Genomic DNA, 18536 nt, shown 5'->3' with positions numbered 1-18536 from the left:
GGGGCGTTCGCGGCTGAGCTTGCCATATCTGTTCCACCCGATTTCTGGGAGCATCCGCGCTTGGGCGCAACCACTTCCGCGACGCCTGTCGTCACCCGTTTCGCGCCGTCGCCGACCGGCTTTCTCCATATCGGCGGCGCACGCACCGCGTTGTTCAACTGGCTCTATGCCCGTCGCCATGGCGGTCGTTTCCTGCTGCGGATCGAGGATACCGATCGCGCGCGGTCGACCCAGCCGGCGATCGATGCGATCCTTGAGGGGATGCGCTGGCTCGGCCTCGACTGGGACGGCGATGCCGTGTTCCAGTTCGCACGCGCCGATCGCCATGCCGCCGTCGCCCGCCAGTTGCTCGACGCCGGCCATGCCTATCGCTGCTATGCCACGCCTGAGGAACTGACGGCGTTGCGCGAGGAACAGCGCGCCGCCGGCAGGCCGATCCGTTACGACGGCCGCTGGCGCGACCGCGCGGCCGAGGACGCCCCTGCGGGTGCGCCGTTCGTCGTCCGTCTGAAGGCACCCAAGGAAGGGTCGGTCACGATCGCCGATCAGGTGCAGGGCGAGGTCACCGTCGCCAATGCCGAGCTCGACGATTTCGTACTGCTTCGATCGGACGGTACGCCGACCTATATGCTCGCGGTCGTTGTCGACGATCACGACATGGGCGTGACGCACGTCATTCGCGGCGACGATCATCTCAACAACGCCTTTCGCCAGCTCGCGTTGATCCGCGCGATGGACGCGGTCGAAGGCGGCTGGCCCGATCCGGTCTATGCCCATGTGCCGCTGATCCACGGTGCGGACGGGGCCAAGCTGTCGAAGCGCCACGGCGCGCTGGGTGTGGAAGCCTATCGCGACGAACTGGGCGTGCTGCCCGAGGCGCTGAACAACTATCTGCTGCGTCTCGGCTGGGGGCATGGTGACGAGGAGATCATCAGCCGCGAGCGTGCGACCGAGGTGTTCGACCTGTCGGGCGTCGGACGTTCGCCGTCCCGTTTCGATACGAAGAAGCTGCTGAACCTCAACGGCCATTACATCCGCGAGGCCGACGATGCCCGCCTGGCCACGCTCGTCGCGGAGCGGTTGCCCGACGGGATCGACCGTGACCTGTTGCAGCGCGCCATGCCGGTGTTGAAGGTCCGCGCCGCCGACATCAACGAACTGGCCGCCAATGCCGCCTTCTTTTTCAGGTCGCGCCCGCTGGCGATGGACGATGGGGCGACCACGCTGCTGACGCCCGAGGCACGGGCGATCCTGACGCAGTTGCACGCCAAGCTTGACGCACTCGCAGCATGGGATACGGAGACGATCGAAGCTGCGGTACGCGAGGTGGCGGAGGCAGCGGGGTTGAAGCTGGGTGCCGCCGCGCAACCGCTTCGCGCCGCGCTGACGGGTTCGCGCACCTCACCGGGGATTTTCGACGTGCTGGCCCTGCTGGGCCGCGAAGAGAGCCTCGGCCGCATCGAAGACCAGATGGCCAAACCGGCCGCATAACCTAACAGGAGACGCCAGATGGCCGATAACGCTAAACTGCAGGTCGCGGGCAAGGACGTCGAATTTTCGGTGCGATCGGGCACCATCGGCCCCGACGTCGTCGATATCCGCAAGCTATATGCGCAGACCGGCGCGTTCACCTACGATCCGGGCTTCACGTCGACCGCCAGCTGCGATTCGGCGCTGACCTATATCGATGGCGACGAAGGCGTGCTGCTGCACCGCGGCTATCCGATCGGGCAACTGGCCGAAGAATCGTCGTTCATGGAAGTCGCCTATCTGCTGCTGAACGGCGAACTGCCGTCGGGCGACGAACTGGGCAATTTCACCAACACGATCACCCGCCACACGATGCTGCACGAACAGCTCGCGACCTTCTATCGCGGCTTCCGTCGGGACGCGCACCCGATGGCGATCATGTGCGGCGTAGTGGGCGCGCTGTCGGCATTCTACCATGACTCGACCGACATCACCGATCCGGTCCAGCGGACGATCGCGTCGCACCGTCTGATCGCCAAGATGCCGACGATCGCGGCGATGGCGTACAAGTACAGCGTCGGGCAGCCGTTCCAGTATCCCGACAATTCGCTCAGCTACACCGGCAACTTCCTGAAGATGACCTTCGGCGTGCCGGCCGAAAAGTATGAAGTGAACCCGGTCGTCGAAAAGGCGCTGGACCGCATCTTCATCCTCCACGCCGATCACGAACAGAATGCGTCGACCTCGACCGTGCGTCTGGCCGGTTCGTCGGGGGCCAATCCGTTCGCCTGCATGGCCGCCGGCATCGCCTGCCTGTGGGGTCCGGCGCATGGCGGGGCCAACGAAGCCGCGCTCAACATGCTGCGCGAGATCGGCACGCCGGAACGCATTCCGGAATATATCGCCCGTGCCAAGAACAAGGACGATCCGTTCCGCCTGATGGGCTTCGGTCACCGCGTCTACAAGAATTACGATCCGCGTGCGACCGTGATGCAGAAGACGGTGCGCGAAGTGTTCGAATCGCTCGGCGTCAACGATCCGGTCTTCGAAACCGCACTGCGGCTCGAGGAACTGGCGCTGTCGGACGATTACTTCATCGAAAAGAAGTTGTTCCCGAACGTCGACTTCTATTCGGGCGTCATCCTGTCGGCGATCGGCTTCCCGACCACCATGTTCACCGCGCTGTTCGCGCTTGCCCGCACCGTCGGCTGGGTCGCGCAGTGGAACGAGATGATTTCGGACCCCGAACAGAAGATCGGCCGTCCGCGTCAGCTCTACACCGGTCCCGCACAGCGCGATTACGTGCCGGTGGGGCAGCGCTGAGATGCGCATCGTCCGGCGCGTAGTGATGATCGTTGGTGCGATCCTCGCGTTCGTCGGGCTATTCTGGCTGGGTCAGGGGATGGGGATCATCCGCTGGCCCGCCAGCTCGTTCATGATCGACCAGTATCTGTGGGTCGTCACCGGATCGGTCGTCGCCGCGCTCGGCTTCCTGCTGGTCCTCATCGCACGGCGACTGCCCGGCCGATAAGCCGCATCGACTCGGGCGCGGCGCGCCCGGGTCCGATCGATCCATGCCGGCCCCGAACATCGACCGGCGCGCGCCTTTCCCACATCGATGATCGCCGCCCGCGACCAACCCCGACGCCGCAAGTCACGGGCAACCTCTCCGCCCGACGTCCGACTACCGCCCGAACGTTACCGTTGGTCAACCGGAAATTTATCGGGCACCCGCGTACTTAAATCGATCTTAATCCCCGTCTGTCAGAGAAATCGGCAGCTCTACTGGGGGCAAGATCGAATGACCTCTGCTTTTTGCGTACCCGCCAACTTGTCGATGGCCAATATCGGTGCCGTCGCCGATGAACTGCGCGTTCTTCCACCGGACGGGGACATCGTCCTCGACGTCGCCGATCTGGCTGCCCCGGACCTCAGCGTCCTGCAGCTGATCGAAAGCCTGCGTGTGGAGGCCCGGCTGCATGGCGGCACCGTCCGTCTTGCCGCGCCGGCCAACGACGCGCTCACCGCCCTGCTGCGCCGTGCCGGCTTCGCCGACGCACCGATGCCGGCTGCCGATCATGATTTCTGGTTTCACGGAGTATCCCTGCAATGACCGCCTCGATCCTCGCCGTCGATGATTCCGCTAGCCTGCGCATGGCGATCCGCATCGCCCTGTCCGGTGCCGGCTACACGGTCACCGAGGCCGGCGACGGTGTGGAAGGTCTGGCCAAGGCGACCGCGACCAAGTTCGACATGATCGTCACCGATCTGAACATGCCCAACATGGACGGGCTGTCGATGATCCGCGAACTGCGCAAGCAGCCGGCGCAGGCCGGGGTGCCGATCATCTTCCTGACCACCGAATCCGATCCGGAGATGAAGAATCAGGCCAAGGCCGCCGGTGCCACCGGCTGGCTGGTCAAGCCGTTCGTCCCCGATCAGCTGGTCAAGATCGCCCGCAAGGTGCTGGGCCGGTGATGGCCGACGATCCGATCGCCGCCTTTCGCGTGGAGGCCGGCGAGGTGCTCGATCAGGTCGAACAGGGGTTGCTCGACCTAGGCCACCGGCTGGACGACTTGGACCTCGTCAACGCCGTGTTTCGCGGGCTGCATACGCTGAAGGGCTCGGGCGCGATGTTCGGCTTCGACGCCCTCGCCGGCTTCACCCACCACTGCGAAACCGCGTTCGACCGCGTTCGTAAAGGACAGGTCCCCGCCACCGCCGGACTCGTCTCGGTCATCCTGTCGGCGCAGGACCATATGCGCGCGCTGGTCGACGGCGACGCACCCGCTGCCGAGGGCGACGCGATCCTCGCCCGCCTGCAACAGGCGATCGACGCAGCATCGGGCACCGCCCCCGCCCCCGCCCCCGCAAAGGCACCGACCGGAACCGGGTGGCAGATCGCGTTCAGCCTGCCGGTCGATGCGATGGCCAACGGCACCAACCCGCTGATGCTGCTCGACGAACTGCGCGAACTGGGCGACTGCACCATCGTCGCCACGACCGACAAGGTCCCGCCGCTGTCGACGCTGGTCCCGACCGAATGCCATGTCGGCTGGAACGTGACGCTGATCGGCGACGTCAAGCGCGACGATATCGAGGATGTCTTCATCTTCGTGATGGACGACATGGCATTGGCGATCGAGCCGCTCGCCGTGGAGGGTACCGACGACGCGCCGGCCGACGCCGCCCCGATCGCCGAAGCGCCGGTCGCCGAGGAGATCGTCGCCATCGCGTCCACGGTCGCCATCGCACCGCCCGCCGACACCCCCGCCGCCCGCTCGACCGCCAGGGCCGAGGAAAGCGTGCGCGTCCCCGCCGGGCGTCTCGACGCGCTGATGGACCGGGTCGGCGAACTGGTGATCGCCCAGAGCCGCCTGTCGCAATGCGCCAACCGGGGTCAGGATCTGGTGCTGCGATCGGTTTCCGAAGAGATCGAACGGCTTGCCGGCGAATTGCGCGACACGATGATGGTGATGCGCATGGTACCGGTCGGATCGCTGTTCTCGCGCTTCCGCCGCCTGATCCACGATCTGGCGCGCGACACCGGCAAGACGATCGAATTCGACACCGCCGGCGAAGCGACCGAAGTCGACAAGACCGTGATCGAACGCCTGTTCGACCCGATGGTCCATCTGGTCCGCAACAGCTGCGACCATGGCCTCGAAACGCCCGACGACCGGGTCGCCGCCGGCAAGCCCGCCGCCGGTTCGGTCAAGCTCGCCGCGCATCAGGCCGGGGGCGAGGTCGTCATCACCATCCGCGACGACGGCCGTGGCATCAACCGGGCCCGCGTCCGTGCCAAGGCAGAGGCGAACGGCCTGATCCAGCCCGATCAGGCGCTGAGCGACCACGACCTGCTCCAGATGATCTTCGCGCCGGGTTTCTCGACCGCCGCGACCGTTACCAGCCTGTCGGGCCGCGGTGTCGGCATGGACGTGGTGAAGCGGACGATCGAGGGCCTGCGCGGATCGATCGACGTACAGTCGACCGAGGGCGAAGGATCGCTGATCGCGCTACGCATTCCGCTGACGCTGGCGATCATCGACGGTCTGCTCGTGCGCGTCGGCACAGGCCGCTACGTCATTCCGCTGACCGCAGTCGAGGAATGTATCGAACTGTCGCTGGAGGACGATCTGCGCCATCGCGGTCGCAGCCTCATCACCCTGCGAGAAAAGCTGGTCCCGTTCCTGCGCTTGCGCGAGATGTTCGCCACCGATACCCGCCCCGATCCGTTCCAGAAGATCGTCGTCGTATCGACGCCGCAGGGCCGGGTCGGCCTCGTCGTCGACCAGATCATCGGCAATCATCAGACGGTCATCAAGCCGATGTCGGCGCTCCACCGCGACGCCGCCACCTTTGCCGGCGCGACGATCCTCGGCGATGGCGAGGTCGCGCTGATCCTCGACATCGCCCAGCTCATCGCGCTCGGCCAGCCTCGTGAGGAGACGCTGCGTGCAGCCGGTTGAGAACCACCAGGCCGCCGGCCTGGTCCCATGGAACAGCGACGATCAGCTCGAAGTGCTGGTCTTCGACCTCGGCGGACAGAGCTTCGCCCTCGAAGCGGTGCTGGTCCGCGAAATCCTCGACATGATGCCCGAAACGCGGGTGCCGGGTGCGCCGGCGCTGGTCGGCAACGTCATCAACTTTCGCGGGCGGATCATCCCGCTGGCTGACCTGCATCCGGCGTTCGGTATGGACGTGTCGACCTCGACCAAGGACAGCCGGATCGTCGTCATCGAAATCGAGCTCGACGGCGTACCGACGATCATCGGCCTGCGCACCGACAAGGTGCACGAAGTCGCGACCTTCGCGGCGACCAGCAGCGAGACCGCGCCGGTCGTCGGTCTGCGCTGGCGGCGTGAGCATGTCCGCTCGCTGGTCCGGCACGGCGACGACGACATCGTCGTGCTGCCCGACCTTACCGCGATCTTCCAATCGATTACCCGCGACCATGCCGTCGCTTCATCCATTCACTGATCCCTAAGGGGGGGATAGAATCATGCGTGCAACGTTGAAGATGAAGCTCGGCGTCACTTTCGGAGTGATGATCGCCCTGCTGCTGGCGGTGGTTACCATCGGTATCACCAAGATGGGGACGATGAACCAGAGTTTCGTCGAACTCATCGACGGTCCGGTGTCGCGCCAGAACCGCAACCTGACGATCAAGGTCACGCTCAACGAACTGCTGCGTCTCGAAAAGAACATGGCGCTGAGCGATGACATGACGTTTGTCGGTCAGCTCGATCAGGAATCGGTCGCAAAGGTTGCCCAGCTCGATCAGATGATCGCGGTCGCGATCCAGAAAACCGCCGAACGGTCCAGGCCGGACTGGGCGAAGGTCGACGCGAACTGGCAGGAGTACAAGGGCGTCAACGCCAAGATCCGGACGCTCGCACTGGCCAACAACGATGCCGACGCAGCCCGTATGACGCTGACGACGTCGCGCGAACTGATGAAGAGGATGTCGGCGTCGCTGGACGTTCTCATTCAGCGCAGCACTGAGAAGATGGCCGAATCGCGGGCTGAGACCGAAGCGGCCTACAGCGGCGCTCGCACGATGCTGCTGACCGCGGCGGTGATTGCCGTCCTGATCGCCATCGGTGGCGCGCTGTGGATCAGCATGATCGTGTCGCGTGGTCTGAAGCGGGTCAGTGTCGCGCTGGACGCGGTTGCTACCGGCGACCTCGACAATGAAGTGACCGTTACCAGCAACGACGAGATCAAGGATCTGGTCGATACCGTCAATCGCATGACGGTTGCCCTGCGCAAGTCGGCGACGCTGGCCGACACGATCGCCAAGGGCGACCTGACCGTCGATCACACGCCGCTGTCCGACAAGGACCAGCTGGGCCATGCGATGGTGTCGATGGTCGAGCGGCTGCGCGGCGTGGTCGGCGATGCGAGCGGCGCCGCCGACAATGTCGCGGCGGGCAGCCAGCAGCTTTCGGCATCGTCGGAACAGGTGAGCCAGGGCGCGACCGAACAGGCGGCGGCGGCCGAGGAAGCATCGGCGTCGATGGAGCAGATGGCGGCCAACATCAAACAGAATGCCGACAATGCCGCCCAGACCGAAAAGATCGCGCGCCAGTCGTCGAAGGACGCNAGCATCGGCGTCGATGGAGCAGATGGCGGCCAACATCAAACAGAATGCCGACAATGCCGCCCAGACCGAAAAGATCGCGCGCCAGTCGTCGAAGGACGCCGAGGCCAGCGGTGTCGCGGTCGAACGCGCCGTCGGCGCGATGCGGACCATCGCCCAGAAGATCGGCATCGTGCAGGAAATCGCCCGCCAGACCGACCTGCTGGCGCTGAACGCGGCGGTCGAAGCAGCCCGGGCCGGCGAGCATGGTCGCGGCTTCGCGGTCGTCGCTTCGGAAGTCCGCAAGCTGGCCGAACGCAGCCAGACCGCGGCGGCCGAGATCAGCGCGGTATCGGGCGACACGGTGCAGGCAGCGGCGCAGGCCGGCGAGATGCTGACCAGGCTGGTCCCCGACATCCGCCGGACCGCCGAACTGGTGTCCGAAATCAGCGCGGCCTGCCGCGAACAGGATATCGGTGCGTCGCAGATCAACCAGGCGCTGCAACAGCTGGATCAGGTGACGCAGCAGAACGCATCGGCATCCGAACAGATCACCTCGACCTCCGAGGAACTGGCCGGACAGGCGGAGGAACTGCAGTCGAGCATCGCTTTCTTCCGGATCGACGATGGTTCGGTCGCGGCGACGAAGCGCCCCGCCCCGACCAAATCCGCAAAGGCCAAGACGGCACCCGCACCGAAAGCCAAGGCAAAGGCCAAGGCGAACTCGGTCGCCGACCAGCAGGCCCGCGCCCGTGGCTTCGCGCTCGACCTGATGCAGGGCGGGCCGGACGGGGACGACGCCGCCTTCGGACGCGCGGCATGACCGGCGCGGCACCGGTGCAGGTCGTCACCTTCGGCCTGGGGGAAGAGGTGTTCGCGGTCTCCGTGACCATGGTCCGCGAGATCCTTGATTATACGCCCGCCTTTCGCGTACCCGGCGGACCGGCATGGATGCTGGGCCTGACCGATGTGCGGGGTCAGGGGGTGCCGATGGTCGACCTGCGCACCCGGCTCGGCCTGTCGCCGGTCGAACCGACGCTGGCCACCCGCGTGCTGATCGTCGACGTCGCCCTGCCCGACCGGACGCTCGCGCTCGGTTTGGTGGTCGACCGGGTGATCGCGGTCGCGACCTTCGAACGCGATCGGCTGGAATCCGCACCCGATGTCGGGATGCGCTGGCGGTCCGACTATATCGAGGGGGTGGTTCGCGAAGCCGACGGCTTCGTCGTCATCATCGACACGGCGGAAATTTTTTCCAACGACGACCCCGCGATCGCGACCCTCGCCGCCGCAGCCTGACCCCGGCACCGCGTCGCATCCGAAGGCGGGATGCGACACGGCCGGCGATCCACCCATAAACCCGAAAACAGATCAGAGGATGCCTATCATGTCGATGTTCGCGCAGTTCAAGCGTTCCGCCCGGCCCGCCACGGCGATTGCGGAGATCCACGCCCTGACCCGTTCCATCGCCGCCGGCGACCTGTCGCAACGGCTGCGCGAGGATGCGGCGACGGACGAGGCGCGCGACATGCTGGCGGCGGTCAACGCGTTGCTCGACGCCGCGCTCGCCCCCGTTTCCCGGCTCGATGCGGCGGTGACGCATGTTCTGGCGGAGCATGATCGCGGCGACATCGACGTGATGCTGATGACCGATGCCTTTCCCGGCGATGTCGGCCACATCGCGAGCCAGGTGAACCGGCTGGTCGGTGCGCATATCGATACGAAGAAGGCGGCGCTGGGCTGCGTTCGCGAGCTGGCGAACGGCCATTTCGATGCGCCGTTCGATCGCCTGCCGGGCAAGAAGGCGTTCATCCACGACACGATCGAAACGTTGCGTGGCAATCTGCGCATGCTGATCACCGAAATGAACCACATGTCGGCCGAACATGATCGCGGCGACATCGACGTGCAGGTCGCTGCCGACAAATTCCCCGGCGACTTCCGCACGATGGCGATCGGCATCAATACCATGGTCGCCGGCCATATCGCGGTGAAGAAAAAGGCGATGGCCTGCCTCAAGGCGTTCGGCGAGGGCGATTTCGAAGCGACGCTCGAACCCTTCCCCGGCAAGAAAGCCTTCATCAACGAAACCATCGAAACGCTGCGCAGCAATTTCAAGGAAATCTCCGGCGAAATCCGTCGCCTGATCGGCGCGGCAACCGCCGGTCGGCTGAACGAACGCGGCAACGCCGCGCGGTTCGCCGGGGACTATGCCGCCATCATCGCCGGCATCAACGGGATGCTCGACGCGATCATCCTGCCGATCGCCGAGGGCAATCGCGTGCTGGACCGCGTCAGCACCGGCGACCTGACCGGCCGGGTCGAGATCGCGTGCGAGGGCGATCATCAGCGGATGAAGGACGCCATCAACCGTCTGGTCGACAATCTGTCGAAATTCGCGAGCGAAGTGGCATCCGCCTCCGACCAGGTCGCCTCGGGCAGCCAGCAGCTGTCGGCATCGTCGGAACAGGTGAGCCAGGGCGCGACCGAACAGGCGGCGGCGGCCGAGGAAGCATCGGCGTCGATGGAGCAGATGGCGGCCAACATCAANGTCGGCATCGTCGGAACAGGTGAGCCAGGGCGCGACCGAACAGGCGGCGGCGGCCGAGGAAGCATCGGCGTCGATGGAGCAGATGGCGGCCAACATCAAACAGAATGCCGACAATGCCGCCCAGACCGAAAAGATCGCGCGCCAGTCGTCGAAGGACGCTGAGGCCAGCGGTGTCGCGGTCGACCGCGCCGTCTCAGCGATGCGGACGATCGCCCAGAAGATCGGCATCGTGCAGGAAATCGCCCGCCAGACCGACCTGCTGGCGCTGAACGCGGCGGTCGAAGCGGCACGGGCCGGCGAACATGGTCGCGGCTTCGCGGTCGTCGCATCCGAAGTCCGCAAGCTGGCCGAACGCAGCCAGACCGCTGCCGCCGAGATCAGCGAAGTGTCGGGCGACACGGTGCAGGCAGCGGCGCAGGCCGGCGAGATGCTGACCAGGCTGGTCCCCGATATCCGTCGGACCGCCGAACTGGTGTCCGAAATCAGCGCGGCGTGCCGTGAACAGGATATCGGTGCGTCGCAGATCAACCAGGCGCTGCAACAGCTCGATCAGGTGACGCAGCAGAACGCATCGGCATCCGACCAGATTTCGTCGACCGCCGATGAACTGGCGAACGAGGCGGAGGAACTGCAGACCAGCATCGCCTTCTTCCAACGGGCCGATGGCCCCGCGAAGGCACCCGCGACCGTGGCGACGGCTCCCGCGCGACGCGCACCGGCCAAGGGCAAGGCGAAGACGCCCAAGGCACCGGTCAAGGCGCGTGGCGGCAACATCGCCGAGCAGCAGTCCCGCGTCCGTGGCTTCGCACTCGATCTGTCGCAGGGCGGCAGCGATGCCGAAGACGCCGATTTCAGCCGGGCGGCATAACCGCCGCCCTGCGCCTTGCCCGCCCCCGGAGCTGACGACGTGACCGTCGCCGCCACGTCGATCGATTGGAACCTGCCCGATGTCCGCACTGCCCGCCCTCTCTCCCGATCAGGATCGACTGAGCCCATCTAAATTCGCGCGGCTGTCGGCGCTGATCTTCGACAAGACGGGGATCAAGATGCCCCCCAGCAAGGCGACCATGTTGCAGGGCCGGTTGCAACGGCGGATGCGCGAGGTCCATATCGACACGCTGGATGCCTATTGCGATCATCTGTTCGACGGCAGCGCGCACCCCGACGAGATGACCCACCTCATCAACGCGGTGACCACGAACAAGACCGACTTCTTCCGTGAACCGGGGCATTTCGACTTCATGGCGCACACCGCGCTGCCGACCCTGGCCGATACCGGCCAGCGTCGCATCCGGGCGTGGAGCGCCGCCTGTTCGACCGGGGCCGAACCGTACACGATGGCGATGGTGCTGGACCAGTTCGCGCAGAAGACCGGCGTGGAGTATGGCATCCTCGCCACCGACATCGATACCGCCGTGCTCGAAACCGCGCGGCGCGGCATCTATCCGGCGGAGCTGGTCGAACCGGTGCCGGCGACCCTGCGGCAACGCTATGTCGCCACCTCGCGCGACCGTCAGTCGCCCCAGGCGCGGATCGTGCCGGCGCTGCGCTCCGCGATCGGCTTCGCCCGGCTGAACCTGATGGATGCCAGCTACCCGGTCGGTTCGCCGATGGACATCATCTTCTGTCGCAACGTGCTGATCTATTTCGACAAGGAGACGCAGGAAAAGGTGGTGCGCCGGCTGTGCGACTGCCTGCGTCCCGGCGGCTACCTGTTCCTCGGCCATTCGGAATCGATCGCCGGCATGGACCTGCCGGTCTCGACCGTTTCCTACACCGTTTTCACGAAGGACTGAGCATGGCCAAGATCCGCGTCCTTGTGATCGACGACAGCGCCAGCGTGCGCCAGGCGATGACCGCCATTCTGAACGAAGACCCCGAGATCGAGGTGATCGCCGCTGCCGCCGATCCCTTTGCCGCCGCGCGGTACATTCAGGAGGAAATACCCGACGTCATCACCCTCGACGTCGAAATGCCGCGCATGGACGGCGTGACGTTCCTGCGCAAGCTGATGAGCCAGAAGCCGATTCCCGTGGTGATGTGCTCATCCCTGGTCGAGGAAGGGTCGGAAACGCTGCTGCATGCACTGGAAGCCGGCGCGGTCGACGTCATCCTGAAACCGCGCCTGGGCGTCGCCGATCACCTGAACGATTCCAAGATGCGCATCCGCGACACGGTGAAGGGTGCGGCCCGCGCCCGGCTGCGGTCGCGCAGCGCATCGGGCCGTATCAGTTCGCCTGCCGAAAAGCTCACTGCCGATGCCGTCCTGCCGCCGCCCACCGGCCGTGCGATGAGCCGCACGACCGAAATGGTCGTGTGCATCGGCGCGTCGACCGGCGGGACCGAGGCCCTGCGCGAGGTGCTGGAGGCACTGCCCGCCAACTCGCCCGGCATCGTCATCGTCCAGCATATGCCCGAAAGCTTCACCCGCGCCTTCGCGAAACGGCTGAACGGCCTGTGCCAGGTCGATGTGAAGGAGGCCGAGGACGGCGATACGGTGATGCGCGGCCATGTGCTGATCGCACCCGGCGGCCTGCGCCATACCCTGCTCGAACGGCAGGGCGCACGCTATGTCGTGGCGGTCCGCGAAGGGCCGCTGGTCTCGCGCCATCGCCCGTCGGTCGACGTGCTGTTCCGATCGGCCGCGCGCAACGCCGGGTCGAACGCGGTCGGGATCATCATGACCGGCATGGGCGACGACGGCGCGCGCGGCCTGCTCGAAATGAAGCAGGCCGGTGCCCGCACTTTCGCACAGGACGAAGCGACCTCGATCGTGTTCGGCATGCCCAAGGAAGCGATCGCGCGCGGTGCCGCCGATCGGGTCGTACCGCTTCATAATATTGCCCGCGAATTGCTGATGGCCACGGCGCGATGATCGCTGCCACCGCCCCCAGCCGCCCTCTCGCCTAGGACCCACGTGATGCAGCATTTACGGATCGACACGGCGCAGGCGATGACGATCGAGGCAGCCGATCTGAAGCGGATGCTCGCCCTGATGGCGGCGAGCATGGACGCGCGCTTCGTCCGCGCCGGCACGACGCTCGCGACCGCGATCGACACGATCGACCGCATCATCACCTCGATCGAGGGGGTGACCGGGGCACTGGACGAAAGCGTCGCGGGTATCGCCGTCACCCGGCTGAAGGACGTCGCCGGACAGCTCGACGCGCTGCCCGTGGTACAGGCCGAACGCGAAGCCGACATGGCGCGCCTCGGCACCGCCTCGCGCGTGCTGCGCGACCATGTGATGGACATGCGGCAGGCGCTGCGCGTGCTCCACATCTATGGCATGAACATCAAGATCGCCGCCTCGGGCGAGGCCGCGTTCGTCGGCTTCGTCAACGACATGGGCCAGCGGCTGGCGGCGGGCGAGGAACATCTCGAAGGCTTCCTCGCCAAGCTGAAGGAATTGTCGGGCAGCGTCGGCAGCGTGCAGCAGGCCGGCCGCCTGCTCGCGACCGAGGCGAAGAAGATCCTGCCGGCCGTGCCCAAGCGGCTGACCCACGACGCCGACGCATTGCACGGCCATCTGGGCAATGTCGCCGCCATGGCGCGCGAAGTGGCGTCGATCGCCCGCACCGTGCAGGGCCGCGTCGCGACGATGCTGGGCGCGTTGCAGGTCGGCGACAGCACCCGCCAGCGGGTGGAACACGTCGTCTCGGCACTGCAACTGCTCGACGGGCTGACCCTCGCCGAACCGGCGCACGAGGAAGTCACCGGGGTCGTCCACCACCTGCTCGCCGCGCTGCTGGAGGCGAGTTCGGTCGATTTCGACCGCGACGCATCGCTGCTGGTCGCGTCGCTCAAGGCATTGCAGCCCGACACCCACGGCCTGCTGACCCTGATCGAGGACGATGGCGGCAGCAACGGCCGCCCATTCCTGATGCAGATCGACCAGGCGGTCGGCGAGATCGCGATCCTGACCGGACAGTTGCAGGAAGCCGACCAGCGTTCGGCATCGATGCTGGGCCTCATAACCGAAACGGTCGACGAACTGACCGGTCGCCTCGAACATCTTCAGCGCGTTCAGTTCAACGTTCAGGACATCGCCACCAACACCCGGCTGCTGTGCCGCCGCCATGGCGATCTGGGCAAGGCGGTGTCGGTCGTCGCGGGCGAGGTGGACATCTATGCCCATTCGCTCGGCAACGCGATGCGCGGCATCGGCCAGCCGATCCACGAACTGGCCGAGGTCAACGCCGCGCTCGCCGCCAAGCGCGACAATAGCATCGGGGGCGACATGGGTACCAAGCTGGCCCAGGCGCTGAGCGTCATCCGCGAGGGGTGCCAGCGCACCGACATGGCGGTGCGCGAAGGCGGCGACGACGCCCGGCAGTTGATCGAACTGTTGACCATCACCGGCGACGAGATCGGTGCCGAACTGGCGCTGGGCGCGACGATGCGACAGGCGGCGATCGTGCTGTCGGCCAGCACGCTGTCGCCCGACCTGTCCGACGACGCGCTGGACACGCTCGGCACGCTGCTGCCGCAGATCGCCACGCTCTACACCATGGCGCAGGAACGCGACATCCACGCGGCGAACGTCCCCCCCGGCTTCGCGGTCGCAAGCGCGGTCGTCGAGGAAGACGAGGACGACGACGGACTGTTCTGAGAAGCCATCTGACCGGACACGGCCTGCTTCTCACCCAAGCGGGCCGCTATCCCCGGCGCGGGGAAACCGCTAGAGCGCGGGCGTGTCCACCCCCGTGCCCCCGACCCGATCGCAACGCCTGAAGACCGCGACCACCGACCTGCACGACCGGCTCGATGCGCGGATCATGGCGCTCGATCCCTTCGCCGCGCCCGAACGCTATGTCCGGTTCCTGCGCGTGCAGCAGGCGTTTCACGACGCGCTCGCCCCGCTCCATGCCGACCCGGCCTTGCGGGCGCTGATCCCCGATCTCGCCGAGCGTGATCGTTCCGCCGCGATCGCCGCCGATCTGCGCGACGTCGCACTCCCGCCGCCCGCGTTGCCCGAGGCCGATCCGGTGCCGGCTGACTTGCCCGCCGCACTCGGCTGGCTCTACGTCGCCGAGGGATCGTCGCTGGGCGCGGCGTTCCTGATTCGGGCGGCGCAGCGCATCGGCTTCGACGCCGATCATGGCGCGCGCCATCTTGCCGGCCATCCCGATGGTCGCGCCGCGCACTGGCGACGCTTCATCGCCGTGATCGACGCTGCGGCGATGACCGATGCGGAGGAGGCACGCATGATCGATGCCGCGCGCGCCGCCTTCGCCCGGTTCCGTGCGCTAACCGAGGCGGCCTTCGCCTGACGCGACGGCCAGCGTCTCGCGCACGCGGGCCAGCGCCATCTCGACCGGCTCCGCCTCCCCCATCAGCGCGAAGCTGCCGGTCAGGTCGAACATGCAATGGCCGTGGACGGTCGCTACCAACGAGCGGGCGAGATGCGGCACTTCCGGTGCCTTTTCCGCTGGCAGCACCGCCGCGATTTCGCGGATCACGATCCGGGTAAGTTCGCCGCGCTGGCGGTGATCTTCGTCGGGCAACACGAAATCGCCGGGCAGATGATGGTCATAGATTGCCAGCCACAGATTGCGGTTGGTCCGCGCGAACGCGAAATAGCTTTCGACCAGACAGCGGATGCGGTCGCCGCCGCTCGCCGCCAGCATCGCCTCCAGATCCCTCGCCCAGAGGCCGAAGGTTCGCGTGTTCAGCGCGACGACGAACCGGTCGTAACTGCCGAAGACGTTGTAGAGCGTGCCGATCGAATAGCCGATCCGCTTGGCGACCTCACGCGCCGAAAACCGTGCGAACCCGACCTCGGCCAGATGCCGATGCCCCTCGACCAGCAGCATGCGTTCGATCTCCGCGCGGCTGTGATCCGACCTGCGTCCCATGGCGCGGGTGATAGCATCGAACGCGGGCGAAGCGACCGCGAAAGTGGCGCATTCTTACCCCGCCGGCGCGTCGAACCGCCCCGGCAGCACCAGCACGAACCGCGCGCCCTGTCCCGGCGCACTGTCGACCAGGATGTCGCCGCCCATCGCCCGTGCCAGCCGCCGCGCGATATACAGGCCAAGGCCGCTGCCCCCCGCCTCGGTCGGGTCGACCCGGCCGAACTTCGCGAAGATGCGCTCGTGATCGGCGGCGGCGATGCCCTTGCCCTGATCGGCGACGATCACGCAGGCATTGTCGCCATCGCGTTCCAGCCGGATCCACACCGTGCCGGTCGGCGGCGAATATCGCACCGCATTGCCGATCAGGTTGACCATGACCTGCAACACCCGCCGGAACTCGCCATGCGCGGGCAGCGAATCGTCAAACGACGGCCGATCGATCCGGACATTGCCCTGCACCGCCCGCACCGCCAGCAATCCCGCCGCCCGTCGCGCGACATCGGCCAGGTCGATCGCCTCGTCCGCGACCTCGAAATCGGTCCGCTCGATCGCCGACAAATCCTCCAGATCGTCGACCAGCCCCATCAGGTGGCGGCCGGCACTGGCGATATCGGCGGCATAGGCGACATAGTCGTCGCGCAACGGACCATCGGCCTGCGCCGACATGCTGTCAGCATTGGCGATGATCCGCCCCAGCGGATGGCGCAGCGCCCGCCCGATCCGCCGGCTGAACCCGTCGGGCAGGTCGGTGTTCGGCTCGCCCACGGGCGTCGTGAAGGGGGCCGGTGGCGGCGGATCGATCGCATGGACCGCGCCGTCGAACCCGGCGAACTGACCGCGCGCGTCGATCCCCGGTACCGCCGACAGCCGGACCCGGTGCCGGGTGCCGCGAATACCCGCTTCCTGCCCGTCGAACCGTGCCTGCGACGCCAGCGCGCCGAGAATCGGAAACCCGCCCTCGCCATCGTCGCTCAGCGAAAACAGGCGGGTGATCGGCTGCCCCAGCACCGTCTGCGAATCGAACCCGAACCGGTCCCCGGCCTGATCCGATACATGGGTCAGGTGCAGCGCCGCATCGGTCGTCCACATCCAGTCGGCATCGGCGCGCAGGAAATCGGCGGCGCGGCGCGGGGCGTGGACGGCCTCCCACGGCGCGCCCGCTTGCCAGCCGCTGACCTCCAGCCGGATGCCGAGCTCGTCGGGTTCGGCACGCACCGTCAGCGTCACGTCGTCATCGCCATCGGCAGCGACGATCGCCCGGGTCAGCGGAATGCCCAGCCGCCGGACCAGCCGGACCAGCGCGGCGATCTGCGGCACCGCGACCGCCCGCCCCTGTCCGCCACCGGCCCGGCGATTCAGATCGGCCAGTCGCGGTTCGGCGTCGAGCAACAGCCCGTCCGCCGACAGCCGCCCGATGGCGGGCGCCGCGCCTAACCGCATATCGATCACTCAGCAGATCCCAACGCCAACATCGCGGCATGATATTCCGCATCCAGTGCCATCGGGGCAAGTGCCACACGCGCCGCTTCGGGCGTTACCGCCATGATACTGTCGATCCGGTCGGCGAATTGTTCGATATCGCGCAGCGGCTCGGCCTCGGTCAGGGCAAAGCCGATCCGCGCGATCGTCGCCCGATCGGTCGCCAGCGCCCGCAGCACGACCCACAGCCGCGCGCCGTCGGTGTCGATCACCAGATCGCGGACCCGGTCGAATGCCAGCCCGCTCGCCCGCGCGATGAACGCGACGAACAGCACCAGCCGCCCGTCGCCGATCGCCTCGGTCAACAGCGCGGGCACTTCCTCACCCTGTGCATCGATCGCCTGCGCCAGCCGCATCGCCGCGATCTCCAGCGGCACCAGTTCGCCCTGCATGTCGATCGCGCGGCGCACCGCTTCGGCCAGCGCGGCGTCGAGCGCACCGATCGCCTCGCCCGCCGGCACCGATTCGCGCAGCGCCGCCGCGACCCACCATGCGATCCGGGCATGGAGCGGCCGGACCAAATCGACTGCCGCGACGCCGCCATCGATCACCGACCCGCGCCGCGCCTGCGCCGCCAGCATCGCGATCGCGGCGGCGGAGACCAGCCGGTCGCTCGCCTGTGCCAGCCGTGCGATCATCGTCGGCCGGTCCCCGACCTCGATCACCATCGTCGGCAGCGCGCGGGCGATCGTGTCGAGCCGGACGCGGGCGAACAACTCGCCGAACAGTGCCGGATCGCGGAACAGCCCCGCCCGCCGGACGCGGCCGAAGGTCGACGGCACCATCCGCAGCCCCTGCGCCACCTCCCCCTGCCCGCGCGAGGTGAGCAGCCGCACGGCATGGTCGCGGATCTCGCCCTCGACGCTGGCGACGGTCGCGCGCATCGTCGCGTCGAGCCGCGCCGCCGTGCGATCGTCGATCCGGGCGTCGACGGGCAGGTGAAAATGATCGGCCGCCGCGCGCAATCGGCGATGGCCGGCGCGCTCGGCCGCCGCGACATGGTCGAGCAGATAAGCGGCGGAAGCATCGGCATCGCGGGTATCGAGCAGATCGTCGGACATGGTACTCGCATTAACCAATGGCGGTTAAGGCGATC

17 protein-coding genes and 2 pseudogenes are annotated in these 18536 nt (G+C 67.0%); 16 read left to right on the top strand and 3 right to left on the bottom strand.

Going from position 1 to position 18536, the window contains the following annotated elements:
* Positions 1-60 precede the first annotated feature (60 nt).
* From gltX to ASE50_RS16315, 16 genes and pseudogenes are all read left to right on the top strand, one after another.
* On the top strand, positions 61-1491 hold the full coding sequence (gltX, locus tag ASE50_RS16380) for a glutamate--tRNA ligase (protein WP_056403078.1): 1431 nt from the start codon (positions 61-63) through the stop codon (positions 1489-1491).
* Positions 1492-1509: 18 nt separating this feature from the next.
* Positions 1510-2793 (top strand): citrate synthase, encoded by a 1284-nt coding sequence (locus ASE50_RS16375; RefSeq protein WP_056403075.1) that lies wholly within the window; start codon positions 1510-1512, stop codon positions 2791-2793.
* Between the two features lie 25 nt (positions 2794-2818).
* Positions 2819-3001 carry a hypothetical protein gene (locus ASE50_RS16370; protein ID WP_055997145.1) on the top strand — a complete coding sequence of 61 codons (183 nt, stop codon included), beginning with the start codon at positions 2819-2821 and terminating at the stop codon, positions 2999-3001.
* 306 nt (positions 3002-3307) lie between these two features.
* A complete protein-coding gene (locus tag ASE50_RS19775; RefSeq protein ID WP_056403073.1) occupies positions 3308-3583 on the top strand; it encodes an STAS domain-containing protein in 276 nt (91 codons plus the stop codon).
* Positions 3580-3948 (top strand): response regulator, encoded by a 369-nt coding sequence (locus ASE50_RS16360; RefSeq protein WP_055995518.1) that lies wholly within the window; start codon positions 3580-3582, stop codon positions 3946-3948. Before ASE50_RS19775 ends, ASE50_RS16360 begins: the two co-directional genes overlap by 4 nt.
* On the top strand, positions 3948-5939 hold the full coding sequence (locus ASE50_RS16355; RefSeq protein WP_414882364.1) for a chemotaxis protein CheA: 1992 nt from the start codon (positions 3948-3950) through the stop codon (positions 5937-5939). Before ASE50_RS16360 ends, ASE50_RS16355 begins: the two co-directional genes overlap by 1 nt.
* Complete coding sequence (locus ASE50_RS16350; protein ID WP_056403067.1) at positions 5926-6450, top strand: chemotaxis protein CheW; 525 nt, start codon at positions 5926-5928, stop codon at positions 6448-6450. Before ASE50_RS16355 ends, ASE50_RS16350 begins: the two co-directional genes overlap by 14 nt.
* A gap of 22 nt (positions 6451-6472) precedes the next feature.
* A pseudogene (locus ASE50_RS19565) lies at positions 6473-7575 on the top strand (HAMP domain-containing protein); the annotation flags it as partial.
* A 1-nt stretch (position 7576) separates the two neighbouring features.
* On the top strand, positions 7577-8375 hold a 799-nt coding region (locus ASE50_RS19560; protein WP_235512405.1), incomplete at its 5' end, for a methyl-accepting chemotaxis protein.
* Positions 8372-8851 (top strand): chemotaxis protein CheW, encoded by a 480-nt coding sequence (locus ASE50_RS16340; RefSeq protein WP_082439081.1) that lies wholly within the window; start codon positions 8372-8374, stop codon positions 8849-8851. The genes ASE50_RS19560 and ASE50_RS16340, both read left to right, overlap by 4 nt.
* Positions 8852-8930: 79 nt before the next feature.
* Positions 8931-10102, top strand: a pseudogene (locus ASE50_RS19555) (HAMP domain-containing protein); the annotation flags it as partial.
* A 1-nt stretch (position 10103) separates the two neighbouring features.
* A partial coding sequence (locus tag ASE50_RS19550; RefSeq protein ID WP_235512404.1) for a methyl-accepting chemotaxis protein occupies positions 10104-10971 on the top strand: 868 nt, incomplete at its 5' end.
* A gap of 79 nt (positions 10972-11050) precedes the next feature.
* Positions 11051-11899, top strand: coding sequence for a CheR family methyltransferase (locus ASE50_RS16330; RefSeq protein WP_056403064.1), 849 nt, complete (start codon positions 11051-11053; stop codon positions 11897-11899).
* Between the two features lie 2 nt (positions 11900-11901).
* Complete coding sequence (locus ASE50_RS16325) at positions 11902-12978, top strand: protein-glutamate methylesterase/protein-glutamine glutaminase (protein ID WP_056403062.1); 1077 nt, start codon at positions 11902-11904, stop codon at positions 12976-12978.
* A 45-nt stretch (positions 12979-13023) separates the two neighbouring features.
* A complete protein-coding gene (locus ASE50_RS16320) occupies positions 13024-14715 on the top strand; it encodes a hypothetical protein (protein ID WP_056403059.1) in 1692 nt (563 codons plus the stop codon).
* Between the two features lie 82 nt (positions 14716-14797).
* Positions 14798-15376, top strand: coding sequence for a biliverdin-producing heme oxygenase (locus tag ASE50_RS16315; protein WP_056403056.1), 579 nt, complete (start codon positions 14798-14800; stop codon positions 15374-15376).
* Here ASE50_RS16315 and ASE50_RS16310 read toward each other — a convergent pair.
* From ASE50_RS16310 to ASE50_RS16300, 3 genes are read right to left on the bottom strand one after another with little or no spacing between them, the layout of a single operon-like run.
* The gene (locus ASE50_RS16310; protein ID WP_056403055.1) at positions 15353-15961 is read right to left on the bottom strand and encodes a TetR/AcrR family transcriptional regulator; all 609 of its coding nucleotides are present in this window, start codon (positions 15959-15961) and stop codon (positions 15353-15355) included. The genes ASE50_RS16315 and ASE50_RS16310 overlap by 24 nt on opposite strands.
* Positions 15962-16015: 54 nt before the next feature.
* Positions 16016-17401 carry a sensor histidine kinase gene (locus tag ASE50_RS16305; RefSeq protein WP_056403468.1) on the bottom strand — a complete coding sequence of 462 codons (1386 nt, stop codon included), beginning with the start codon at positions 17399-17401 and terminating at the stop codon, positions 16016-16018.
* Between the two features lie 5 nt (positions 17402-17406).
* Positions 17407-18501: a DUF2336 domain-containing protein gene (locus ASE50_RS16300; RefSeq protein ID WP_056403050.1), complete on the bottom strand. Its 1095-nt coding sequence runs from the start codon at positions 18499-18501 to the stop codon at positions 17407-17409.
* Positions 18502-18536 lie beyond the last annotated feature (35 nt).

The organism is Sphingomonas sp. Leaf5, assembly GCF_001421155.1.
Lineage (GTDB): Bacteria > Pseudomonadota > Alphaproteobacteria > Sphingomonadales > Sphingomonadaceae > Sphingomonas.
The sequence above is the reverse complement of the archived record's forward strand: the minus strand, read 5'-3'. Positions and strand labels throughout refer to the sequence as shown.